A 22,399-nucleotide genomic window follows, 5' to 3' on the forward strand; every position below is an offset into this window, starting at 1 on the left:
CCAATACTATCAAGGCTATCAGCGCTTTAGATGGTTGTTAAATCAATGATGATTAGAACGCAAGGTTTAAATAGTGATTGAAATCATCAGTTTTAGATGGTTGTTAAATCAATGATGATTAGAACAAGTCTCCTGCGTTCTCGTCCAAACCGGTAGTTTTAGATGGTTGTTAAATCAATGATGATTAGAACGATTAACTCACGAATTGTGATTGAGAGGTCGTTTTAGATGGTTGTTAAATCAATGATGATTAGAACTCCCAAATCTCATGACTAGTTAGGATAAGAGTTTTAGATGGTTGTTAAATCAATGATGATTAGAACATAGAAATGAGGTCAAGGAATCCACTGCGAGTTTTAGATGGTTGTTAAATAAATGATGATTAGAACTTAATGTGTGTCGCCTGAACGTCAGGCACTGTTTTAGATGGTTGTTAAATCAATGCGATTAGAGCTGTTTTTATTAATATTTGTCAAGATCTAAATCAAATAGTGTTTCAATATCTGTATTAAAATACTTTGCTAATTTGTATGCAATGTTAATGGTTACATTGGTTTTAGACTTATTACTTTCTATCTTTCTAATATAAGCTACTGATACACACAGTTACAGTGGCTAAACTTTCTTGTGATATTCCGGCTAAGTGTCTAAATTCTGCTAATCTGTTGTGCATTATTACGCTCCCTAAGTGGTTTTTTGTTGGGTTCAGTATATATACTATTTTATATGGAAGTCAAGCTTGCGGCGCTTTGTCAATATAGTGATAGCTAGTGCTTGTGCTTTCATGTATTTAAGGCTTTAGGTAGCTGTTAAATAGACGATAATTAGAAACAAAAAGCCTCTTTCTTCAATTAATTGAATTAATCCATGACATAGTACAATTACATAAAGAAAAAAACGCGCCAGATAGAGCGCGCTTTTATTTTGCTAAAATAAAGTCTAAGTATGACTAGTTTTGGTCCAAGAATTATTGCCGATTAATTCTCTACCAATTGATCGGTAAGGGATAAATGATAATAACCAGCGGTAAACACCAAAACTAAAAATAATTCTTAAAATCTCAATTGGGTTGTTAACGGTACTAAAACCAGTTTCAAACCACTGTTTTTTAATCATTAAACCATTAATAGTGTATTCGGTTAATAACAGAGTCAGGATAATCGCTAAGCTTGCCCCCAAATTGAATCTGGCATAAGCAATCAACGTTATAACCGACACGATTGATGATGGAACCACGATAACTGATATATAAGGCACTAATAAAAATAATAGGATAAAGGCCTTAACTCCAGCTGACATCCGGTCAGATTTGATAATTTTTCCACCATAGATTTTTAGGCATTGCAGACCACCTTGACACCATCTTGTGCGCTGACGGATTAGCTTGCCAAGATTAGTGATACCCTCTTGTCTAATTGCAGCAGTATTTAAGAAGGTGCCATAATAACCTCTTAATAGTCCCTTTAGTGAAAACTCACAGTCTTCAAGCAGAGAAGAAGACCAACCAACTTTTTCCGCCATGGTTAATGTGACAAATTGTCCATTGCCTGATGCGAGAGCCGAGCCCCAATTAGTACGTGCCATCTGCAACAAACCATTGTAAACGGATAATTCAAAGTTCTGCATAATCGTCAGATTGTCGACGGTGTTATAGACATCTACGCGTGTTTGAACCAAGTCATAATTAGAATTTTCAAAGGTAGTAACTACTTGGTGTAAGTAGTTACTATCAAAATGACTATCTGCATCAATAATTCCAACTAACGTTTGTTTTACAGGAAAATTCATTTTAAGCAGATGATTAATTGCGTCCTGCAGGGCCGGTCCTTTACCTTGCTGTGCATTAGGCTTAACGCGATGGATAATGTAGAGATTTTCAGGATTAGATTGTGCCCATTCATCTAGCAATTCTGTAGTGCCATCGCTCGAAGCATCGTCTATAAAAACTAGTTTTAAGTCAATAAAGTCTTTGCATTTATCGTGTAATGTAAGCAATCCTGGCATATCTCGCTTCAATGTCGAATATTCATTCATTGCAGGGATTAAAAGAAGCAATGTATTGAATTTACGCTGAAAGCGAAGATATTTTTCTTGCTTAATATGTTGACTAAATGTTAAGTAAAGGCTAAAACACAAGTCGAAAATAAAGGCACACCCACTGATGATAAGCATAGCCGCTATAAAATACCTCATTTTATCAGCTCCTTGTTATTTAACAGTTACTATTTTTCATGTTTATCTTACCACCATTATTAAGAAATCAGTAAGAAAATGACTTATTAGTTAAGACCAAATTAGTATATGAAAATATAGAGTGAATATAACATGACATTTACTAACTAAAAATAACAAAAAGCAAGTAGAATACTACTTGCTTTTACTAATGCTAAATTTAATTGGGCTAAAATCAGTTATTCACCTTTAAAAGTGCCGTTTTCTACTTCACGAATGAAATCAGCCAAATGCTTGTAGTAAACATCTGGATTATCAACCATGTGGTGGTGTCCACCATCTGGAGTTGTTACTAGACGTGAGTTAGGAATTTCTTTTTGCATAGTTTTAGCAGTTGAGATTGGCATTGTTTCTTCTTCGCCAAAAGTTAATAAGGTCGGGACAGTGATCTTCTTCAGTTGATCTCTAAAGTGCCAGTCCTTTAATTTACCAGTGATAACAAACTCATTGTCACCTTGAAAAGCGTTATATACTGCGCTTCCGCCAATATCATTTAAGTGGTAGAGCTTAGAAGGCTGCTTACGATCAACAAAATTGATGTTTAAAATGTTGACATCCTCTTGATAACGAGCGTTGTCGTAATCATTTTTTTCTTCACATTCGTGCATGAAGTCAATTTCAGTTTGTGGCAAAACTTGTTGACGACGGCGGTTAACAGAAGCGACGTATTCATCGATTTCGTCAACCATAGAAGAAATAATTGCGCCTTTTAAGTGGTTGCCATATTTGACAGCATATTCTTGAACAAGAAGACCGCCCCAACTTTGGCCGATTAGGTAAAAGTTGTCTAAGCCGAGCTTGTCACGAACTTCATCAACTTCGTCTAAGAAATATTCATAAGTCAGGTATTTTTTAGCGATTTCGGGATCGGAATAGTCAGGTTGATCTGAATAAAGTGATCCCAGTTGGTCATACATTGTTACTTGAACGTCTAGACCCTGCTTTTTAAGTTGATCAGCAGTATCTTCCCAATATTCATGGTTACCGCCAGGGCCGCCGTGCAAGCAAAGTAAATGAATGTCGCCTTGTCCTTGGGTGTTAGTCCAAAGATGGTAACCGTTGTCTAAAGTAATAATTTTGGATCCAGTTTTCATGTTTTTCTCCTTACTTTTTATTAATCAATCTCTATTTTAGCCTATAACGAGTTAAAGCAAAACAGGACAAAAAGAAATAGAGTATGCTTTTGGAGCTAAATTTACCTAGCAAGCTTGAATCAATCACTTCTGATGAGTCTTTGCTATACTTAAATTAGGTGGCTTTATTTGCTCAGCTAGCTAGTGAAAAAAGCTGATTATAAAGCCATAAACGAAGTTATAGCGCAACTACTTGCCGGCTTTTGGGTAGCTGCTATTTTTAAAAAAGGTGGGAATGTTATGACTTTTTATACACTTAAGTATATTGAGCAGAATCAAAATACTAACAAAACAATTTTGTATATTCTAATTGCGGTTGCAGCAGTTGCTATGATTGCTTTTACCGTCCTCTATTTGCGGCACCGGTTTAACACCCGCTACCGTGATTTAGGTATTATCGCGTTATTGTTCTTGCTGTTATTTGGTGGCACACAATATGAAAAATACGTTCAAACCAACCTGGTTAAGTCTCAATCAGAGCAAATTACACCGTTTATTAAGTCTGTCGCCAAGGATTTTGGGGTACCTAATAGTGATGTTTTGGTGAGTTCGACGACACTTCAAGACGGCTTGATAGTACGGATCAACTCAAAAGATATTGATTATCAGTTAGAACTAAATGATGACAATAACACTTATTCTTTGAAACAAGCGCATGTAATTAATCATCAAGTTGATATAAAGAATTAGGAGGAGATTGAGATGGACTATACACAGCTCTTTATTAAATTCGTTTTAGGTGTGTTAACTTTAATTTTTCAAATAAATGTTTTTGGTAAAACCAATATCGCTCCGACAACTGCTCTTGATCAACTCCAGAACTATGTTCTTGGTGGGATTATCGGTGGTGTAATCTATAATTCCAGCATTTCAGTTTTACAGTTTTTACTAGTACTAATTGTTTGGACATTAGTAGTCTTTATTTTGAAGTTTGCGCGTGAGCACAGTAATTTTATTCGCAGTTTAATTGACGGTAAGCCGATTCAGATCATCAAGGACGGACAAGTTTTAGTAAAAAACTGCTTAAAAGCTGGTATTTCTGCCAATGAGTTAATGTTTAAATTACGTAGTCAGGGAATCTATTCTGTTGATAAAGTAAAGAACTGTATTTTTGAAAAAAATGGGCAATTGACTGTAATTAAAACTGATGAGAAAAATGTCCGTTTTCCTTTAATAAATGATGGTCAAATCAATCAAGATGTGCTTGAATCTATTGATGAGGATGAAAACTGGCTGAAAGAAGAAGTGAAAAAAGCTGGCTTTAATGATCCTAGTGATATCTTTTTAGCTGATTTTGAAGATGGTCATGTCTCTTTCACGGGGTATGACCGAAAATAAGAAAGAGTAATTAATGGAAAATCTGAATAAAGCACAGCAATTGCTTAACGATGCGGATGTTGTGATTGTCACTGCAGGCAATAAAATGGCAAAAAATGAAGGACTTGATTTACTGGGAACAGAAAATTTTGAGCAAGATTTTCCGGAAGTTGCTAGTAAATATCATGTGAATTCAATTGGGGATGCTCTTGATCACAAGTTTGATTCCTGGGCTGAACAATGGTTATTTTGGAGTCAATTAATTGAAAAATATTCACTTAATTATGTTCCAAGTCCAGCAATGAAAAAACTGCGTGAATTAATTGGCGAAAAAAAGTTTTTTATTGCTACCTCAACTTTTGGACATTTTTTTGAACAAGCTGATTTCAATAAAAATCGAATCTTCAATGCGTTTGGTGACTGGACGATGATGCAGTGTTCAAGTGGCGTTAATCATGGTGCTAAAAGTGACCAAGAAGTTGTCCGGCAAATATTGACAGCCTACCAAAGTGGGCAAGACATAACTAAGCTAGTTCCGAAGTGTGAGCAGTGTGGTCAACCAATGGAGATTCACATGCCGTTAAACGAACACTTTTACCCAGATACAGACGCTAATACCCGTTTTCGCTGGTTTTTAACGGGGAACGAAGAGGAAAAAGTGGTCTTTTTGGAGCTCGGTGTTGATGAAACAAGCCCTCAATTATTTGAACCAATCATCAGATTAGTTCAACAATTCCCACAATGGACTTATGTAGCAGCGGATTATCAACAAGAAATGTTACCGCTGGACATTCAAGATAGAAGTGCAGCCGTAAATGCGGATACTGCAAGTTTATTGCAGGCTTTAGTTACAGATTAGGAAGATTGCATGAGTATTTATGTCAAAAATGGCGTTTTGCACGTTACGGGTTCTCAGGATAAATTGCGTGCGAAAGGTGAAGAAAAACCAAGCTTTATTTCTGATTACACAATGCTTGATATTGAAACGACCGGACTTAATCCCTATCGTGACCATGTGACTGAGCTGGGTGCGATCAAGGTGCGCAATAACGAAATTGTTGCAGAATTTAATAAGCTAGTCTTTTACCCAAGATCAAATAAGGTTCCTGCCTTTATAACTAAATTAAACGGGATTACCACCGAGCTTTTACTTAGCGAAGGTGTGCCTGTTAAAGAAGCGATGACTGAATTTCGTGAATTTATTGGTGACGATATTATTATTGGCTATAACGTTAACTTTGACTTGAACTTTTTATATGATTTGACGGAAAAATTCCATTTGCCAGCATTAAATAATGATTATGTTGATGTTTTGCGACTTGCACGTGCGTACTATCCTTTCCAACATAACCGATTGCTAGACTGTATTCAACGTGCTGGGATTGCAGAAGAAGAGCAGCATCATGGCTTGGCTGATTCAATCGATACCAAAAAGGTTTACGATGATTTTCGCGATCATTTTACCGATGAACTTTTGGCAGAGGCGCAAGGCAAAATCAAAAACGTAGATTTACTTGAAGCAGAACTTGAAGCCTGGGAACTAGGCTTTCGCAATCCGATTAGTAACAAGCTGATCACATTTGCAGATGGAATTGGCATGGATAATGATGAAGCAGCTTTAATGGTTAATAACATGGGCGGCCAAGCCCAAACCATTGTTACTCCGGAAACCAATTATTTGATTATTGATGATGATCACTTTTTCAGTAAAAACAACGAGGCATGGCAGAAAGCTCAGGAATACAATAAGAATGGTAGTAAGATTAAGCGACTTTCCGAAAGCTACTTCTTAAATATGCTTGATGAATGGGCTAGGTCTTAAAGTAAAAAGTAGAGAGAGCAATCTTTGCTTTTTTTATTTACCTTTGTTGCAAACAGCAGTTCGATTGGCTATACTTAGTTATTATTTAAGTAAGGGACTGACTAAATGGCTCGCAAGCGAAGACGGCAAAGCAGAAAAACAAGTGGTAGTGATTTTTGGGCAATTGTCATTATCATTCTTTTTTTGTTGTGGTTTGTTTCAACCAAAGGTGGTTCAGATCCTAGTGGACACCAAACAATCGAACGAATTGGTCGCAATGAACCAGCTAAGAAAAACAAAATTGATCAGGCTAAACCAGCTGCCAAAGTATATGGTGGATTATCACAAGAAGATTACGCTAAATTAGCTAAGCTTGATTTTAAGAGTGGCAATGAAGCCTACATTACAGTGAATAATGATAAGTCGACGCTAATTAAAAATGCATGGCGCGTTAACCGCGTTATTTATGCAAACTTGGATAGTTTAAATCGGACTTCTCACTCAAACACTGCCTTTTTGGAAAAAAGAAATGTTGCTAATGATAGTTTACGAGTTCAGCAATATGTTCAACCGACAGCTTGGCATTACAATCGACGGAATGGGACGCAAATTTATAACCGTGGGCACCTAATTGCGTATTCCGTTTCCGCAGGAATTGATCAAGCGGGTAATTTTAATCCACGCAATCTTTCCGGTGATCAGAATAATCCTAAAAATTTATTTACGCAGTCGGCCTATTCAAACCAAAGGGTTCAAACTATTTTTGAAAGTAGGGTGCGAAAAGCACTAAGAGAAAATAAGCGAGTTATCTACCAAGCTACGCCAATATTTCGTGGCGAGGAGTTAATGGCACGGGGAATTAACCTGCAGGCCGTTTCAACTGACGGCACACTCGACTTTAATGTTTATTTGTTCAATGTTCAACCTGGTTTTTCGTTCAATTATCAAAATGGACGCGCAAAGGTTAACCGCGAAATACAAGTTAAAAATGAAAATCAAAAAGCTTACTACTGATTATGTAGTAAGCTTTTTTCGCGCAAAATGTGAAATAATGGAACATTTTTAAATGGTAGTGATTCACCCTCTTAGAATTTAGAGTAAAGGAGGATGATTAGCTAGGCAGTGGGAAAGTCAGATAAATTAAAGTCGGCTTTCCTAAATATAATTCTATTTTGTAAAAACAATAAAAATATACCCTTCTAGAGACTGCTTAAATAAATTAGCGGTCTTTAGTCTTGTCTGTTGTAATCGCGTTAAGACAAGCGGGAATCAAACTGCTCAATTTCATCTTTCAATCCATTATAGACATCGTCTGCTTCAATCTCTTTAAGCACTTTTAAACAATAAAGTGCTTCTTTTTTATCTTTTTGGCAAATTGCGAGTCGACCTTTAGCCATTAGTAATTTATCATAGCGAAAGGTTGCTTTGGCCAAGGTAATTGCTTTAACTAATATCATTGCAGCATCATCAAAGTTCTGTCTGTTCATCAATATGGCTGCTTTGTTAAGAACAAAATTGGTTTCTAGCGATTTTAAAAATGGATATTTTTCTTCAATTGTTTTAATAGCACGATTTGAAATACCAATCATTGTATCATCGTCAAAAACGAAGAAAATCATGTTAAGTAAATAGAGATCAAGAACATTCCAGTTGTCAGTTTTGGACACCTGGGTTTTCCAAAGTGGTATGACTAAGCTACGTGCTTCGCGTAAGCTGCTTGCATTAAATGCTTTTAGAATGACTTTGATTTTTTGAATCTCCTGATCATTAGGAAATTGCTCACAGCGGTTAAGCAAAGAAGCTATTTTATTAACTTCAGAATTATAGGCAATATTGAAAAGATCAAAAATAATTTGTTCTTTGGCATTAAACTGATAATCGTTTCTTATGTAATCAAATTCAATTTGAGTGATACCCAATCGTTTGATCAATTTTGTTGCATTTTCATAAGAAGGTTCTTCAAATGAATTTTCGATTTTAGAGAGCGTGGTTCGATTAATTAAAGAGCCAGCTAACTCAGATTGGGTAATACCGCGCGCCGTTCTGATCTCTTTTATTGTTTCTCCGAAAGATTTCACTGCAAGTTACCCCTTTCAATGGCTTATCTGAATAAGGTTAATGTGAAATAAGCCAACAATTCACTAAACTAATCTTTAGTTAGTACTATTATTTAATTGTAAGGGATATATTATCATCACTTTATGAATAAATGATGAATATATGTATTCTTTAAAACTTATAGGTTTCACAGAAAGAAGGGGAAAAATGATTTCTAACTTTATTTTCTTATTTGGCTGCTTAGCAGCACTATTCTAAAGTAATGATGCCGAATTGAGTAAGTTAAACTTCATTTAATAGTTCATACTAATTAAATTGCAAATGCAAAACTATATTTTCAATAACATCGTAGACAAGCAGATTATTTTGTAGTTATTAGTAAGCTATAGAATGAAATATTGTAGTGGGTTTATTGAGTGCATTTTTTAAATGCATGATATAAAAGCACATTCCTAACGACAGTCATGGGAGTGTGCTTTTTGTATGCAGTCAAAGATGATATTATCCTTAATTTATTTTATATATATAAATACCTAATTAACTGAATTAGGTGAAAAAAGATAAAATTAATATTCGGATTAAAAAAGCACTTTATGGAAAAATTGCTTCAAAGTTGACTTGGCAAGTCTAGTTAACAATTAGGTTGAATCGAAAGATTAACAAAAGCAGAACATTATGAATGATTTAGCGTCAATAATTTGTAGTTTTAGCCATAAAAACGAATATTGAAAGAAAAAGCAAGTGCTTTTTTATTGAAGTACGAATTTTTATTAGATAAAACTGGTTGTATTCAGCTGATTTTTATCATAAAATTAGTGAAGAAAAACTTTAAGCAATACAAGATATAGTGGTGCAGATTAATGGATAACAACAAATTCGTTGAAGTGAAAAATCTCAGAAAAGTTTATGATAATGGACATGAAGCAATCAAAAATGTCAGCTTTTCTGTTAAAAAAGGTGATTTGGTTTGTCTCTTAGGACCTTCTGGCTGTGGGAAGACAACCATTCTGAATATTTTAGCAGGTTTGCTTAATCCAACTTCAGGTGAAATTCTTTTTGACGGGAAGTCAGTAGTAAATGTCGAGCCCAAGGACCGACATATTGGTTACGTTTTTCAAAACTACGCATTGTATCCTCATATGACAGTCTTGCAAAACGTAATGTTTCCTTTAATAGTAGGCAAAAACAAAAAGTCTAAACCTGAGGCGCAAAAAATTGCCGAAAAGTATATGGAATTAACGCAGATTACTGAATTAGCTGATCAAAAGCCTGGTAATTTATCCGGTGGACAGCAACAGCGAGTAGCGATTGCGCGTGCGTTAGTGCAAGAACCTAAGATTCTTCTGATGGATGAGCCTTTGAGTAACCTTGATGCTAGATTGAGATTGAAGATTCGTGAAGAAATTCGTTCTTTGGTTAAATCTGTTGGTATTACAACCTTATTTGTTACTCACGACCAAGAAGAAGCCTTATCAATTGGTGATAAAATTATTTTATTTAATGATGGAGTTATTCAACAAGATGACTTGGGTGAAAACTTCTATTTAGAGCCTAATAATTATTTTGTTGCTAACTTTGTTGGTAACCCTGTAATTGACAACTTTAAGGTAACAAAGACCGATGATGAATTGAAGGGAACTGACTTCACTATCAAGTTAGCCGATTTAGATGAATCACGCTTTAAACGCTCAATTCCTAATGGCGAATATTTATTATCCGTTCGCCCTGAGAACATTGTTCCTGCTTCAGACGGTATCCTTAACGTGAAAGTTGATGATGTCGAGTTAATTGGTCGAGAACGTATACTGAAATTTACACATGATGACTCTCAAGCGCGCTCTTTGATTAGTCTTGAAGTACCAGTTAATCATGGTGATCAAGTTAACCTTAAAATGAGACTTGATCGTGTATTTCTATTTACACCTGATGGGGAGCGGGTTTACTAATGAAGACCAATCAGAAAAAAGCGTGGCTGTATTTAGCACCAACAATTATCTTTGTAACTTTATTCAGTATTTATCCTATTTTACGTGCCTTTGGCATGAGTTTCCAAAGTGGATCACTAATCGATTTAACTTGGACTGGACTCAATAATTATAAGTACATTTTTAATGATCCCGAGTTTTGGTTGGCAATTAAAAACACTTTACTCTATGCCGTAATTTCGGTACCAGTTGGTTTAGCAATTTCAATTATGCTAGCTTGGATCATTTTTGACAAAGTTAAACATAAGGCATTGTTTGAGACCACCTTTTTCATGCCATATGTAACGTCAACGATTGCAATCGGAATTGTCTTTCGTTACATTTTCAACGGCGATTACGGGATGTTGAACTTTTTGTTGCGGGCTGTGCATTTGCCTGCACCGGATTGGATTGATGATCCAGCAATGTCTTTAACAACCATTATTATTTTCGGTATTTGGTCTTCTTTGGCCTTCAATATTGTTATTTTGATGGGTGCACTTAGGAACATTGATCCTAACTTCTACACGATTGCCGATATGTATGGTGCTAGCGGCAAAGACAAGTTTTGGCGAATTACAATGCCACAACTAGTGCCAACAATTGCCTTTTTGCTGACAATGAATATCATTGGTGCCTTCAAGATATATACATCAGTCTATGCGCTATTTAATGGTGCTGCTGGTGTTGGTAATTCTGGTACCACTGCTGTGTTCTACATTTACAATAAGTTCCAGACTGTAGGTACTCCAGGGGTTGCAATGGCAGCGACGGTTGTCTTGTTCCTGATTATCTTATTTGCAACGTTCTTACAACGTAAGATGATGAAGAAGATAGGAGAAAATTAAATGAAAAAGATTCGTTTAGGTGTTGTCTTCAGTTATATTATCTTATTCATCTTTGCCTTCATCACCGTTTTCCCATTCATTTACATGATACTAGGCGGATTGATGAACTTTCAGGAAACAACGTCAATTCCACCAACATTAATTCCGCACCATTTTGAGTGGTCCAACTATGCAAAGGTTTTTGCTAGAGCCCCATTTGGTCGTTACTTCTTTAATACGGTTTTGACAGCAACAGTTACGACTGTTGTCAGTCTATTTAATTCACTTCTTGGTGCTTTTGCAATGGTCAACCTGCGGTTCAAGGGTAAAGGTGTTATTCAGATGGTGATGCTTTCTCTCCTGATGGTTCCAGGTGAAGCAATTATTTTTACTAACTATAATACAATTGCTCATCTCGGCTTGCTCAACACCTACATTGGGTTGGTTTTACCATTCCTAACGTCAATTTTCTACATGTACTATTTACAAAGCTATTTTGGCTCAATTTCAACCACGATTTACAAAGCGGCGATGATTGATGGCGCAAGCGACTGGGATTACATTTGGAAAATTTTGGTACCAATGTCAAAGAGTGGACTCTTTACAGTTGGTTTGTTGAGCTTTATTTCGGGCTGGAACTCATTCTTATGGCCATTACTTGTTACTAACGAAGACACGATGAGACTGTTAAACAACGGTCTGTCTGCCTTTGCTTCTGATGCTGGTAGCGAAACACAATTGCAACTTGCAGCTGCAACACTGACTGTTTTACCGATTTTAATTTTGTATTTCATCTTTAGAAAACGGATTATTAAGGGAGTAGTACGTAATGACATCAAAGGCTAAGACATCTATCACTTTTTATAATGGTCTAACAACTATTGGCGGACCAATGATCGAAGTGGCTTATAACAAATCACATGTTTTGTTTGATTTAGGTGAAGTATATCGTCCTGAATTAGATTTGCCTGATGAAAAATATCAAACTTTGATTGAAAATCAGTTGATTGGTGATGTTCCTAACTTTTACGATCCTGAGCTTACCGGAAAGCCAATTGATCATCAACGCTGGGAACATGCTGCTGCCTATATGTCACACTTGCATCTTGATCATAGTAAGGCAATGAATTTCTTGGCACCTGAGATTCCGCTATATGCAGGTCCACTTACTGCCAAGATGATGCCAGCTTTAAACGAACACGGTGATTTTTTATTACCAGCTGCTGGTCATGAAGCAAGTTACGTTCGCCCAATTATTGCAGCGGAGTACCGCAAGCCAATTCAGGTAGGTAATATTACGCTTGAAGTTTGGCCGAGTGACCATGATGCTTATGGTGCAACAGGTTTAATTATTACTACTCCAGATAAGCGAATTGCATATACTGGTGATATTCGCTTGCACGGTTATCACCCTGACTGGGTACACGAATTTTTGGCAGCTGCTAAGAACTGTGATGCCCTGATTATTGAAGGTACCGGTGTTTCTTGGCCTGAAGAAAAACACGATCAATCAAGTGAAGAATTCACTGGTCCAAAGAATGAAAATGAACTGACTGCTCAATTTGTTGAATTGCAAAAAGACAACCCTGAGCGGCAAATTACATTTAATACATATCCTACTAATGTTGAGCGACTCTTGCGCATTATTGCAGATTCACCGCGCCGCGTTGTTTTGCATGCGCAAAGAGCGCACTTGCTCAGGGAAAGCTTGGGCAAGGAATTTGATTACTATTACTTGCCAGGGGAAGAGAAATTTGCAGATTTGCAACCGGGACTAGAAGTTTCTTATCAGGAACTGCTAAATGACAATCATGCATACCTCTGGCAAGCAGTTGGTAATTATACTGACTTACAGGAAGGTGGATTATATATTCACTCAAACGCTGAGCCACTGGGTGATTTTGATCCAGCTTATCAGCCTTTCCTGCAAGCTTTATCAGATAAAAAGATTGAGTTCAAAGGCTTGCGTTGTTCCGGTCACGCAGATGAAAAAGAACTCAAGGAAATTATTAAGGAGGTTCAACCAGCAAACTTAATTCCGGTGCACACATTGCATCCGGAGCTGGAAGAGAACCCATTTGGAGAACGGATTTTACCGAAGCGCAATCAAACTATTACGCTTTAGTTAATCAAAAAAATTGTTGTTTAGTTTTTATTTTTTGGGAGGTTTACCAAATGAAGTTTAGTAAAAAGCTTGCTGCTGCTTTTGCAGTTAGTTTGACACTAGTAGGTACTGCAGCTTGTTCTAATGGCGGAAGCAATTCTTCTTCGTCATCATCTAGCAGTTCATCTAAGATTACCAAGGTTAAGAAGAATACCACTATTACTTTGTGGCACGGAATGACCGGGGTACAACAGGATACCTTAAAGGAATTAACAAAGGAATTCGAAAAGGATAATCCTAAGATCAAGGTTAAGTTAGAAAACCAAGGTCAATACAATGACTTGCAAGCTAAGATTAATTCAACTTTGCAGTCACCAAACAATTTGCCAACAATTACACAGGCTTATCCAGATTGGCTACAAACTGCAGCCAAGAATAAGATGTTGGTAGATATGACACCATACATTAACAACAAAGAAGTTGGTTGGGGAAGTGCTAAGGCTTCTGATATTAAAACCGCTCTTTTAGATGGTGCTAAGATTAACGGAACTCAATACGGTATTCCATTTAACAAGTCAATTGAAACTTTAACTTACAATGCTGACATGTTTAAGAAATACGGTATCAAGAAAGCTCCTACAACAATGGAAGAATTGAAGCAGGATGCCAAGACAATTTATGAAAAGAGTAACCATAAAGTTGTTGGTGCTGGTTTTGACTCATTATCAAACTACTACACTTTAGGTATGAAGAACGAAGGCGTAGACTTCTCAAGCAAGATTGACTTTGCTGGTGCAACTTCTAAGAAAGTTATCAACTACTATGCTGACGGTATCAAAGACGGTTACTTCAGAGTAGCTGGTTCAGAACACTACCTATCAGGACCATTCGCTAACCAAAAAGTTGCAATGTACATTGGTACTTCAGCTGGTGAAGGCTTTGTTAAGCAAGGTGTAGGCAACAAGTTTACTTATGATGTTGCTCCACGTCCTGGCAAATACACTATGTCACAAGGTACTGATATCTACATGTTTAATCACGCATCTGCTGATCAAAAGGCTGCTGCATTCATGTACATCAAGTTCTTAGTTTCAAAGACTAGCCAACTTAAATGGGCAAACGCAACTGGTTACATCCCAGTTAACAATGCTGCTGCAGAATCTTCTGAATACAAGGACAACAAGAAGATTAAGTTACCAGCTAAATTGGAAGACGCAATGAAGAACCTCTACAGTGTTCCTGTTGTTAAGAACGCTGGAGCTGCATATGGTCAATTAAACCCAATTATGCAAAATATTTTCGCTGCTGCACAAAAGAAACAAAATGTTAATAATGCAATTAACACAGGCAAGTCAAAATTTGATGCTGCTTGGAAGCAATAAAAACTAAATAGCAAGATTATAAAAAGGATTCGTCTTGATGACGAATCCTTTTTTGCTTTACCACTGCGTTTTTGAAATATTAATGGCTTGTGCAATGTATTTGTTGACTATATTAATGTTAGCTCTTTTTTCTGAGTTGACTAGTGACAAGATACCATAAGACAATTTTTGATCTGTTTTTAAGGGAATATAGCGCAAATCGGTATCGTCTTTGTTGTATAAAATGCTAGGGACTATGCCAATTCCCATTTTTGCTCGGACATATGCGATTAAGACCGAGGAGTCAATTTCCTCTTGGTAGTTAATGTCGTAAGGACTACTTTGTAAACTAAATTTCAGACTTTCAATTGCAGGAAAATTATCGTGTCCATTCCACAAATAAATTTGGCGGTTAGCCAAGTCGCTAAAATCAATGTTGTTTTTAATAAAAAGGCTGTCTCCCTGCGGAACAACAACGGAAAAGCCTTTTTGTAATACTTCGACGTAACGCGTTTCATCTTTTTCGTTAATAATATCTTTTTGCATAAGCATCAAATCAATTTTGCCATCGCAAATCAGCTTGTTGATATTGTGCTCTTGACCAGGATCAACGAAAAAGGGCTTTAGCTCAAGATTAGTCTGTGTATTGATCAGTCTTAGTGCAACAGGTAACCACTTTTTTTCAAAGGGCAGATCTGTGTAGCCCATCTTGATTTTAGGACGCATAATGGCGCTACTTTGGCGCAGATTAATAATTGTGTCGTTAATTTCAGCTGTGGAAAGCACCATTTGATTATAAAAAATCTTTCCTTTATCGGTTAATGCGATTTGGTGATAGCCACGTTTGAAGAGCTTTACCTGTAATTCTTTTTCTAAGTTCTTGATGTTTTTAGAAACAGTCGATTGTGAGAGATACATTTTTTGTGCAGTTTGCGTGAAATTTAGTGTTTTAGCCAAAGTTAAAAAACAGTTCACTTGAGTTGAATTCATGATCTAATATTCCTTTTTGTCATTATGCCATTCGGTTTTCAGTTTATCACACCCTCATTATTGATGTAATATCAAGCTATATTTAAGAATCAGTATTTAGAGGTGATTTTGATGAATAATCAAAAAAGGAATATTAGACCTTGGGTTGTTATGTGCTGTATAGGTTTGATTTCTGCAGCATGTTTGGGCTCAAGTATGGTTTTAATGGGTTCATTTTTAGCTCCATTAAGCCAAGCGCTACACACTCAGGTTTCAACCTTATCTTACTATTACACGGTTTTGGTTTTAACAATGGCTGTGATGACGCCGAATGTTCCCAAAATTTTGGCTAAGGTAAACAATCGCTTGTTATATGTAGTTGCTAGTTTGGCAGTTGCAGTCAGCTTAATTCTGATGCCGCATTTTACCAATATTTGGCTCTTTTTCATTATTGCCATCATTATCGGGATTGCGATTTCATTTATGTCGTTTACACCAGTTGGTATTTTGCTTGATAACTGGTTTGCGGAAAAAGCCGGTTTTGCGGTTGGACTTTGCTGGGCAATTACTTCTGTTTTCCAAGGAATCATGAGCCCAATTTTATCAGTTTTAATTGAAAAGGTTGGTTGGCAAAGCAGCTTAACAATTTTAGCTGTGATTGTAGCCGTCTTAAGTGTACCTTGTGCTTTGTTTGGTGTTAACTTCTCACCTGAAAAAGAAGGGCGTAAGCCATATGGCTTTAATGAACAGGCGGCACAAAACGACTCAGCTGAAACGGTTAAACCTGTTTCTAATCATGAACTCTTCAAGTCAGCCACTTTTTGGATTTTATTAGTAATCGTAATTTTGTTACAATTCCCAGCTGTCTTAAATCAGATGTTTCCAACTTACGCTGTCTCTGCAGGCTTTGATGGTGCTGCAGGTGGCTTCATGGTTACTTCAGCAATGCTATTTGATATTTTCCTCAATCCATTAGTTGGTTCAACTTGTGATAAGTATGGAGCCGAAAAAGCAAGTTTAGCATGGCTTTTGCTAGCAGTTATCTCTTACGCACTACTAATCATTGCCACCAATACTCGTTCTGCTGGCTTGGCAATCTTCAGCGCAGGGATTAACGATGTTTTCTATGTATACCTCGGAACTGGTATTACGACAATTGCGACTGCGGCTTTAGGTAGAAGAGCATTTGCTAAAGGATTTTCTTATATTAACTCAATTGCCTTTTTAATTGGTGCATTCGCAATGCCAGTTAATAACTTGATTGCAGAAAAAATGGGCGGCTTTGTTGCAGTGTACATTTTCTTTGCAATTATCACTGTAGTAATTATGGCCTTAGTAGCCGTTATTGCTAAAAATCACTTTGATCAATCACGTAGTTAGGAAGTATTTTTATGAACAATCAAGAATATGATGTAATCGTTGTTGGTGCAAGTAACGCTGGTGGGATGGCCGCTGCGGCTGCTGCCGAAAAAGGTGCCAAGGTTTTGGTCATTGATAAAATGGGCAGTGCTGGCTATTTATACCGCGAAACGATTGCTGCGATTCACAGTAAAGCACAAAAGAAGGCCGGTGTTGAAATCGACCGTAACGAATTAGTTAACTTTATTTCTACTTTTAACCAAGGAAACGTTGATCAGCGTCTATTAAACGTTTGGGCAGACAACAGTTCAGAAATGGTTGATTGGCTCGATGATGAAGTTTTACAACCCCATGGTGCCTACATTAAGGCAACGCCAGATGCGCATTACGAAACTGAACGTAACCGTGCCTTTCCTACAGGAAATGAAGCAACTGCTCCTGACGGTAAGTACTGGCAAATGGGTTATGGTAATTGGGTAATTGCTAAAGCAGAAGAGCTTGGCGCAAAATTTGCTTGGCATACAAAGCTAGAAGAACTAATTGTTGAGAATGGTCGGGTTGTCGGTTTAGTTGCGAAAAACATGAAATCAAAGAAGACTTCAACTTTTAGAGCCCGTAAAGGCGTAATCCTATGTACTGGTGGTTACGGTTCTAACCAAGCACTAATGCAAAAATGGAACCCACTTGGCTTAAAAACAAACGTTTATACCGATAGTCAAAGAGACGATGGCTCAGGAATTGTAGCTGCTTTGAAAGTAGGCGCCGCTAAAGATGAAGAACCTGCTTCAATTGTGTTCAACCGTGGTGCAGTTCCAGTTGGAACAAATGCGGAAGACTTCTATGAAGTTGACTTGACTCCTCCTGATGATCCAGGTTACTTATGGCTAGGTTCCTATCCAATGCTAAAAGTTAACTTAAATGGTGAACGCTTCTTTAACGAAAGTGCACCGTATCAATTCCAAATGACAGCTGCTTCAAAACAGCCTGGTTACTTAAGTGCAATGATCTGGACAGAAGAAACAATGAGTGATGAAAGCCTCAAACAATACCATACATTGGGTTGTTCAAGATTAGGTTTCCCAGGAATCTTTACTGGAGAAGAAGCACGTAAAGAAGTAAATGATCGTTTGAACGAAGGTTTAGTTCAAAAGGCTGACACAATCGAAGAGCTGGCTGAAAAGTTAGGTTTACCAAAAGAAAACTTGCAAAAGACCGTTGACCGTTACAATGAAATGGTAAGCAAAGGTCAAGATAGTGACTTTGGTAAAGAAAGCTATCGTTTAGAGCCAGTTAATAAGGCACCATATTATGGGGCGATTGTTGGGGGTAGATTATTAGCTACACTAGATGGACTGCGAGTTAACACTAAGATGCAAGTAATCAACAAGCAAGACAAGGTAATTGAAGGCTTGTATGCAGCTGGTAACTGCTCTGGCGGGTTCTTCTGGGGTATCTACCCAGATCATGTTCCTGGTTTAACTGCTAGCCATGCTTTAACTTTTGGCCGCTTAGCTGGTAAATACGCAGCAGAATAGAAATTTACAAGACTTGTCCTTTTAGGACGAGTCTTTTTTTGTTGCCAAAATTGATCAAGAAGAACAAAAAAATGTCATTAGCTAGTTTATTGCTTCAAAAGCGAACTTTAATTCCAAAAATAGATTAATATCGAGATAAAAGCGAATGTTTTTGTTGTAATCTTTCTTTTACTGCTATACAATAGACAAGAATAAAATAATTGACAAGAAACTTGTTGATTAAACACCGATTTTGGAGGAAAAATCAAAAATGAATTTTGGTAAAAAACTGGCAGCATTGGCTGTAGCTGGATTAGCTTTAGTAGGTACTGCGGCTTGTTCGAATGGTGGGTCGTCATCATCTTCAACTTCTGACACAAATAAGATACCGAAGGTAACCAAGAAAACGACTGTTGTTTTCTGGCACGGGATGCAAGGCCAACAAGAAACTACGCTAAAGAAGCTTGCCAAAGAATTTGAAGCTAAAAATTCTAATATTAAAATTAAGCTTGAACAACAAGGCGATTACGACAATTTACAGGCTAAGTTGACTTCTACAATGCAGTCACCAAAGAACTTGCCAACAATTACCCAGGCATATCCTGGTTGGCTTCAAAGTGCTGCTAAGAACAAGATGTTAGTAAACCTGACTCCTTACATTAATAACAAAGAAGTTGGTTGGGGAAGTGTTGCTGCATCAGAAATTAAACAAGGTATGCTTGATGGTGCCCAAATTAACGGTACACAATACGGTATTCCATTTAACAAGTCAATCGAAGTTTTGATTTACAATCCTGACATGTTGAAGAAGTACGGTATCACTAAGGTACCTTCAACTAATGCTGAATTAAAGCAGGCTGCACAAACAATTTACCAAAAGAGTAATCACAAGGTTGTAGGTGCAGGTTTTGATAACCTTAACAACTACTACGTACTAGGCATGAAAAATGAAGGCCAAAACTTCTCCAGCAAAGTTGACTTTACTGGCAAGGAATCTTCACGCGTTTTAGACTACTTTGTAAAAGGTGAAAAAGCAGGTTACTTTAGAATGCCTGGTTCTGATAAGTACCTATATGTACCATTCACTAACCAAAAGCTAGCAATGTTTGTTACTTCATCATCAACCGAAACTTGGATTAAGCAAGCTGCTAAGAAGGGCTTTAAATATGAAGTAGCTGCTCGTCCTGGTAAATACACAATGCAACAAGGTACTGACATCTATATGTTTAGCCACGCTAGCGCAATGGAAAAGGCCGCTGCATTCAAATTTATGAAATTCCTATCATCTAAGGAAAACCAAATTAAGTGGGCAAAAGAAACTGGCTATATTCCAGTTAATGAGGACGCTACGAAGTCAGCTGAATATAAAGACAATAAAGAGTTTATGTTACCTGCTAAGTTAGAGGATATTCTGTCAACTAACTCACTATACAGTGTGCCTGTAATTAAAAATTCTAATGCAGTATTTAGCCAATTAAATCCAATTATGCAATCAATTTTATCTGCTGCACAAAAGGACCGTAATGTTAATAGTGCAATTAAAACTGGTAAGACAAAATTTGATGCTGCATGGAAGCAATAAAAATATAAATAATTAAAAAAGTGGGCTTTTTAGCCTGCTTTTTTAGTTGTCGTTTTGCAAAGGAATGGTAAGATAATATAAGCAAATCAGTAGCTTTCAGCTTAACTAGAAAGCTTACCAATCTAAGGATGGGGAAAAATGATCAAAGAGCAAAGATTTCCGGTAGAAACTAAATATAAGTGGTATGATATCAGCAATTTGAGTGAAGAAGACAGTAACAAACTGCAAGATGATTTTAATTTCACGCCCGATATGATCTCTTATATTTCCGACCGTCATGAACGTCCGCACTATGATTATGATACCCATACCCATATTCACTTGCTTGTTTACGATGTGCCAATTTGGCCGACGCAAACCATCAAGCACTTTACAGCTCACCCGGTAACCTTTTTAGTATCCGGAGAGAACATTTTTACCTTCCATACAGAATCAACTAGTTATGTGTTTGACGAGTTTAATGACCGTGCAATGAGGCGTGAATTATCATTAGCGCAAGATGTAACAGAATTGTTGATGAAATTTTTGCTGTTTTTATCGCAGTATTTCCAACGTGCAGTTACGCAGTTAGATGTTCAGCGTAATACTTTGGATCAAAAATTGTCTGGCGATATCGACAATAAGGACTTAGTTGAATTATCTAATATTGAAAAAAGTTTGGTTTACCTGTCTAGTTCAATCCAAACCAATTTGATGATGCTTCACAGTTTGAAACTTTCAGAACTTGATTTTACCAAGCCTGCTCGTGAGCGCTTAGATGACGTTCTAATTGAGTCTAATCAGTCCGCAGAAATGGTGAAGATTTCGCAACAGGTTACGCAAACTTTATCTGCGACATCCAATAATATGATGAACAACAACCTGAACGATACGATGAAGTTTTTGACAGTTTGGTCTTTGGTTCTAACTATTCCCACTATCCTAACTGGTTTTTACGGCATGAACGTAAGTTTACCTGTAGGTCATAGTTCAACTGATTGGATTTTTATTTCACTGATTGGAATTGTTTTAATGCTTTGGCTGATCATCTTGATGAAACGACACCACTTCTTTTAATTGAGGTAGATATATGAAAAACAAGGTCATTATTGGTTCACTAATTACTACGCTACTTGCTTTTATGCTCTATTCGCTAAATTTAAGGCGGGTACAAAATACAAGCGTTGAAATTGTGGGGCAAAGCCAAAGTGTTAAAAAAGAGCACGGCAAGGGTAAGCTGCCACATGAACCAAAAGTTGCTGAAGTAGAATATCCGACTCATGTTCAAATTGCCTCAGGTAGTGATCAGACTTGGTCCAAGCAGATTGAGACGCTAATGGGAAAGGATCAGAGCTACCAAGTTGCAGTTCAGGATCTTAATTCTGGCAAGTTTGCACGCGTAGCAAATACCACTAAAGCACATGGTGTTACTGGAACTGGTCGTTTATTTTTATTAGCGGCAGTTTTTTATCAAGAAGAACATGGCAAGCTTACCAGTCATTCAGCAATTAAGGTCAAAAAGTCGGACCGTGCTAAAGGTGAAAAGGCTTTACAACCTGGAATAGCTTATGGAACATCTTTTTTAAGGCAGACACTAATGCAGGGGAATAAAACCGCAGGAAATGTTTTACTCCGCAAGGTCAAACCGCAAAAAGTTAATGCTATGGCTAAAAAGATGGGGGCTAGTTCCACTAAATTTAGTAAAAAATATACAGCCAATCCTTTAGCTCAAACAACAGCAAACGATATGGTCGCTGTAATGGATGACTTGTACAAAAATAAAACACTAAGTCGTCAGTATTCTAATTTGACACTTGGATCATTGAATCAAAACGCAACAGGACAAAAGCCAAAATTAGTACAAAAGATTCACGGCGCGACTGTATATGCGATTGGTGATGATCGTTCTAGTGTTGCTATTGTTGAAAATAATGGTCAAGCATACTGTGTAGCCGTTTGGAGTAATTCAAATAAAAAGTTTGCTAAACTTGGAGAAGTCGTCAACAATTTCTTTAAATAGATAAAATAAATTTAAAAATGCCTTAAGAGCTAACTTGCTTTTGAGGTTTTTTTAATGCAAAAATCCTGTTAAATCAAGGTTTTAGTCAAATTGGAAAAAATTTTAAATTAATCTACAGTGTGTAGATTGTATTCTGCGGTTTGTAGTGTTATATTGTTTCCTATGCTGTCAGAAGGAGG

Annotated in this window: 20 protein-coding genes and 1 CRISPR repeat array (1 of these 21 only partly in view); of the genes, 15 read left to right on the plus strand and 5 right to left on the minus strand. The window is 37.0% G+C overall.

Annotated features, from left to right (window positions below):
• A CRISPR array of direct repeats spans positions 1–455; the repeat unit is 36 nt; unit sequence GTTTTAGATGGTTGTTAAATCAATGATGATTAGAAC; it begins 174 nt to the left of the window's first position.
• Positions 456–462: 7 nt separating this feature from the next.
• From F5ESL0263_RS08765 to F5ESL0263_RS01270, 3 genes are all read right to left on the minus strand, one after another.
• Complete coding sequence (locus tag F5ESL0263_RS08765; protein WP_122034311.1) at positions 463–606, minus strand: helix-turn-helix transcriptional regulator; 144 nt, start codon at positions 604–606, stop codon at positions 463–465.
• Positions 607–939: 333 nt separating this feature from the next.
• Positions 940–2,193, minus strand: a complete 1,254-nt coding sequence (locus F5ESL0263_RS01265; protein ID WP_122034249.1) for a glycosyltransferase family 2 protein — start codon at positions 2,191–2,193, stop codon at positions 940–942.
• Between the two features lie 218 nt (positions 2,194–2,411).
• Positions 2,412–3,326 (minus strand): proline-specific peptidase family protein, encoded by a 915-nt coding sequence (locus F5ESL0263_RS01270; protein WP_122034251.1) that lies wholly within the window; start codon positions 3,324–3,326, stop codon positions 2,412–2,414.
• Between the two features lie 279 nt (positions 3,327–3,605).
• On the opposite strand from F5ESL0263_RS01270, the gene F5ESL0263_RS01275 reads away from it, so the two are divergent.
• From F5ESL0263_RS01275 to F5ESL0263_RS01295, 5 genes are all read left to right on the plus strand, one after another.
• Complete coding sequence (locus tag F5ESL0263_RS01275) at positions 3,606–4,055, plus strand: DUF3290 family protein (RefSeq protein WP_109715102.1); 450 nt, start codon at positions 3,606–3,608, stop codon at positions 4,053–4,055.
• Between the two features lie 12 nt (positions 4,056–4,067).
• The gene (locus tag F5ESL0263_RS01280) at positions 4,068–4,703 is read left to right on the plus strand and encodes a DUF421 domain-containing protein (protein ID WP_101138703.1); all 636 of its coding nucleotides are present in this window, start codon (positions 4,068–4,070) and stop codon (positions 4,701–4,703) included.
• 13 nt (positions 4,704–4,716) lie between these two features.
• Positions 4,717–5,541 carry a Sir2 family NAD-dependent protein deacetylase gene (locus tag F5ESL0263_RS01285; protein ID WP_122034253.1) on the plus strand — a complete coding sequence of 275 codons (825 nt, stop codon included), beginning with the start codon at positions 4,717–4,719 and terminating at the stop codon, positions 5,539–5,541.
• 9 nt (positions 5,542–5,550) lie between these two features.
• Entirely contained in the window at positions 5,551–6,504 is a 954-nt protein-coding gene (locus F5ESL0263_RS01290; RefSeq protein WP_122034255.1) for an exonuclease domain-containing protein, read from the plus strand.
• A gap of 105 nt (positions 6,505–6,609) precedes the next feature.
• Positions 6,610–7,497 carry a DNA/RNA non-specific endonuclease gene (locus F5ESL0263_RS01295; RefSeq protein WP_122034257.1) on the plus strand — a complete coding sequence of 296 codons (888 nt, stop codon included), beginning with the start codon at positions 6,610–6,612 and terminating at the stop codon, positions 7,495–7,497.
• Positions 7,498–7,736: 239 nt separating this feature from the next.
• Here F5ESL0263_RS01295 and F5ESL0263_RS01300 read toward each other — a convergent pair whose 3' ends face one another.
• Complete coding sequence (locus F5ESL0263_RS01300) at positions 7,737–8,561, minus strand: helix-turn-helix domain-containing protein (RefSeq protein ID WP_122034259.1); 825 nt, start codon at positions 8,559–8,561, stop codon at positions 7,737–7,739.
• An 840-nt stretch (positions 8,562–9,401) separates the two neighbouring features.
• Between F5ESL0263_RS01300 and F5ESL0263_RS01305 the strand changes: the two genes are divergently transcribed.
• From F5ESL0263_RS01305 to F5ESL0263_RS01325, 5 genes are read left to right on the plus strand one after another with little or no spacing between them, the layout of a single operon-like run.
• Complete coding sequence (locus F5ESL0263_RS01305; protein ID WP_122034261.1) at positions 9,402–10,487, plus strand: ABC transporter ATP-binding protein; 1,086 nt, start codon at positions 9,402–9,404, stop codon at positions 10,485–10,487.
• Positions 10,487–11,353 (plus strand): carbohydrate ABC transporter permease, encoded by an 867-nt coding sequence (locus tag F5ESL0263_RS01310; protein ID WP_122034263.1) that lies wholly within the window; start codon positions 10,487–10,489, stop codon positions 11,351–11,353. The genes F5ESL0263_RS01305 and F5ESL0263_RS01310 overlap by 1 nt, the downstream gene beginning before the upstream one ends.
• Positions 11,354–12,178: a carbohydrate ABC transporter permease gene (locus F5ESL0263_RS01315; protein ID WP_109715108.1), complete on the plus strand. Its 825-nt coding sequence runs from the start codon at positions 11,354–11,356 to the stop codon at positions 12,176–12,178.
• A complete protein-coding gene (locus tag F5ESL0263_RS01320) occupies positions 12,162–13,457 on the plus strand; it encodes an MBL fold metallo-hydrolase (RefSeq protein WP_122034265.1) in 1,296 nt (431 codons plus the stop codon). Before F5ESL0263_RS01315 ends, F5ESL0263_RS01320 begins: the two co-directional genes overlap by 17 nt.
• A 50-nt stretch (positions 13,458–13,507) precedes the next feature.
• The gene (locus tag F5ESL0263_RS01325; RefSeq protein WP_122034267.1) at positions 13,508–14,818 is read left to right on the plus strand and encodes an extracellular solute-binding protein; all 1,311 of its coding nucleotides are present in this window, start codon (positions 13,508–13,510) and stop codon (positions 14,816–14,818) included.
• Positions 14,819–14,875: 57 nt separating this feature from the next.
• Here the strand turns inward: F5ESL0263_RS01325 and F5ESL0263_RS01330 are convergent, their stop codons facing one another.
• On the minus strand, positions 14,876–15,787 hold the full coding sequence (locus F5ESL0263_RS01330) for a LysR family transcriptional regulator (protein WP_122034269.1): 912 nt from the start codon (positions 15,785–15,787) through the stop codon (positions 14,876–14,878).
• Between the two features lie 111 nt (positions 15,788–15,898).
• Here F5ESL0263_RS01330 and F5ESL0263_RS01335 point away from each other — a divergent pair, with 111 nt between their 5' ends.
• The 5 genes from F5ESL0263_RS01335 to F5ESL0263_RS01355 all read left to right on the plus strand — a co-directional run bounded on the left by F5ESL0263_RS01335 (position 15,899) and on the right by F5ESL0263_RS01355 (position 22,220).
• Positions 15,899–17,146, plus strand: coding sequence for an MFS transporter (locus F5ESL0263_RS01335; RefSeq protein ID WP_122034271.1), 1,248 nt, complete (start codon positions 15,899–15,901; stop codon positions 17,144–17,146).
• Positions 17,147–17,157: 11 nt separating this feature from the next.
• Entirely contained in the window at positions 17,158–18,660 is a 1,503-nt protein-coding gene (locus tag F5ESL0263_RS01340; protein ID WP_122034273.1) for an FAD-dependent oxidoreductase, read from the plus strand.
• 250 nt (positions 18,661–18,910) lie between these two features.
• A complete protein-coding gene (locus F5ESL0263_RS01345) occupies positions 18,911–20,221 on the plus strand; it encodes an extracellular solute-binding protein (protein WP_122034275.1) in 1,311 nt (436 codons plus the stop codon).
• A gap of 138 nt (positions 20,222–20,359) precedes the next feature.
• Positions 20,360–21,277 carry a magnesium transporter CorA family protein gene (locus F5ESL0263_RS01350; RefSeq protein ID WP_122034277.1) on the plus strand — a complete coding sequence of 306 codons (918 nt, stop codon included), beginning with the start codon at positions 20,360–20,362 and terminating at the stop codon, positions 21,275–21,277.
• Between the two features lie 13 nt (positions 21,278–21,290).
• Positions 21,291–22,220, plus strand: a complete 930-nt coding sequence (locus F5ESL0263_RS01355) for a serine hydrolase (RefSeq protein ID WP_122034279.1) — start codon at positions 21,291–21,293, stop codon at positions 22,218–22,220.
• Positions 22,221–22,399 lie beyond the last annotated feature (179 nt).

The organism is Lactobacillus sp. ESL0263 (genome assembly GCF_003692845.1).
GTDB lineage: Bacteria > Bacillota > Bacilli > Lactobacillales > Lactobacillaceae > Lactobacillus > Lactobacillus apis.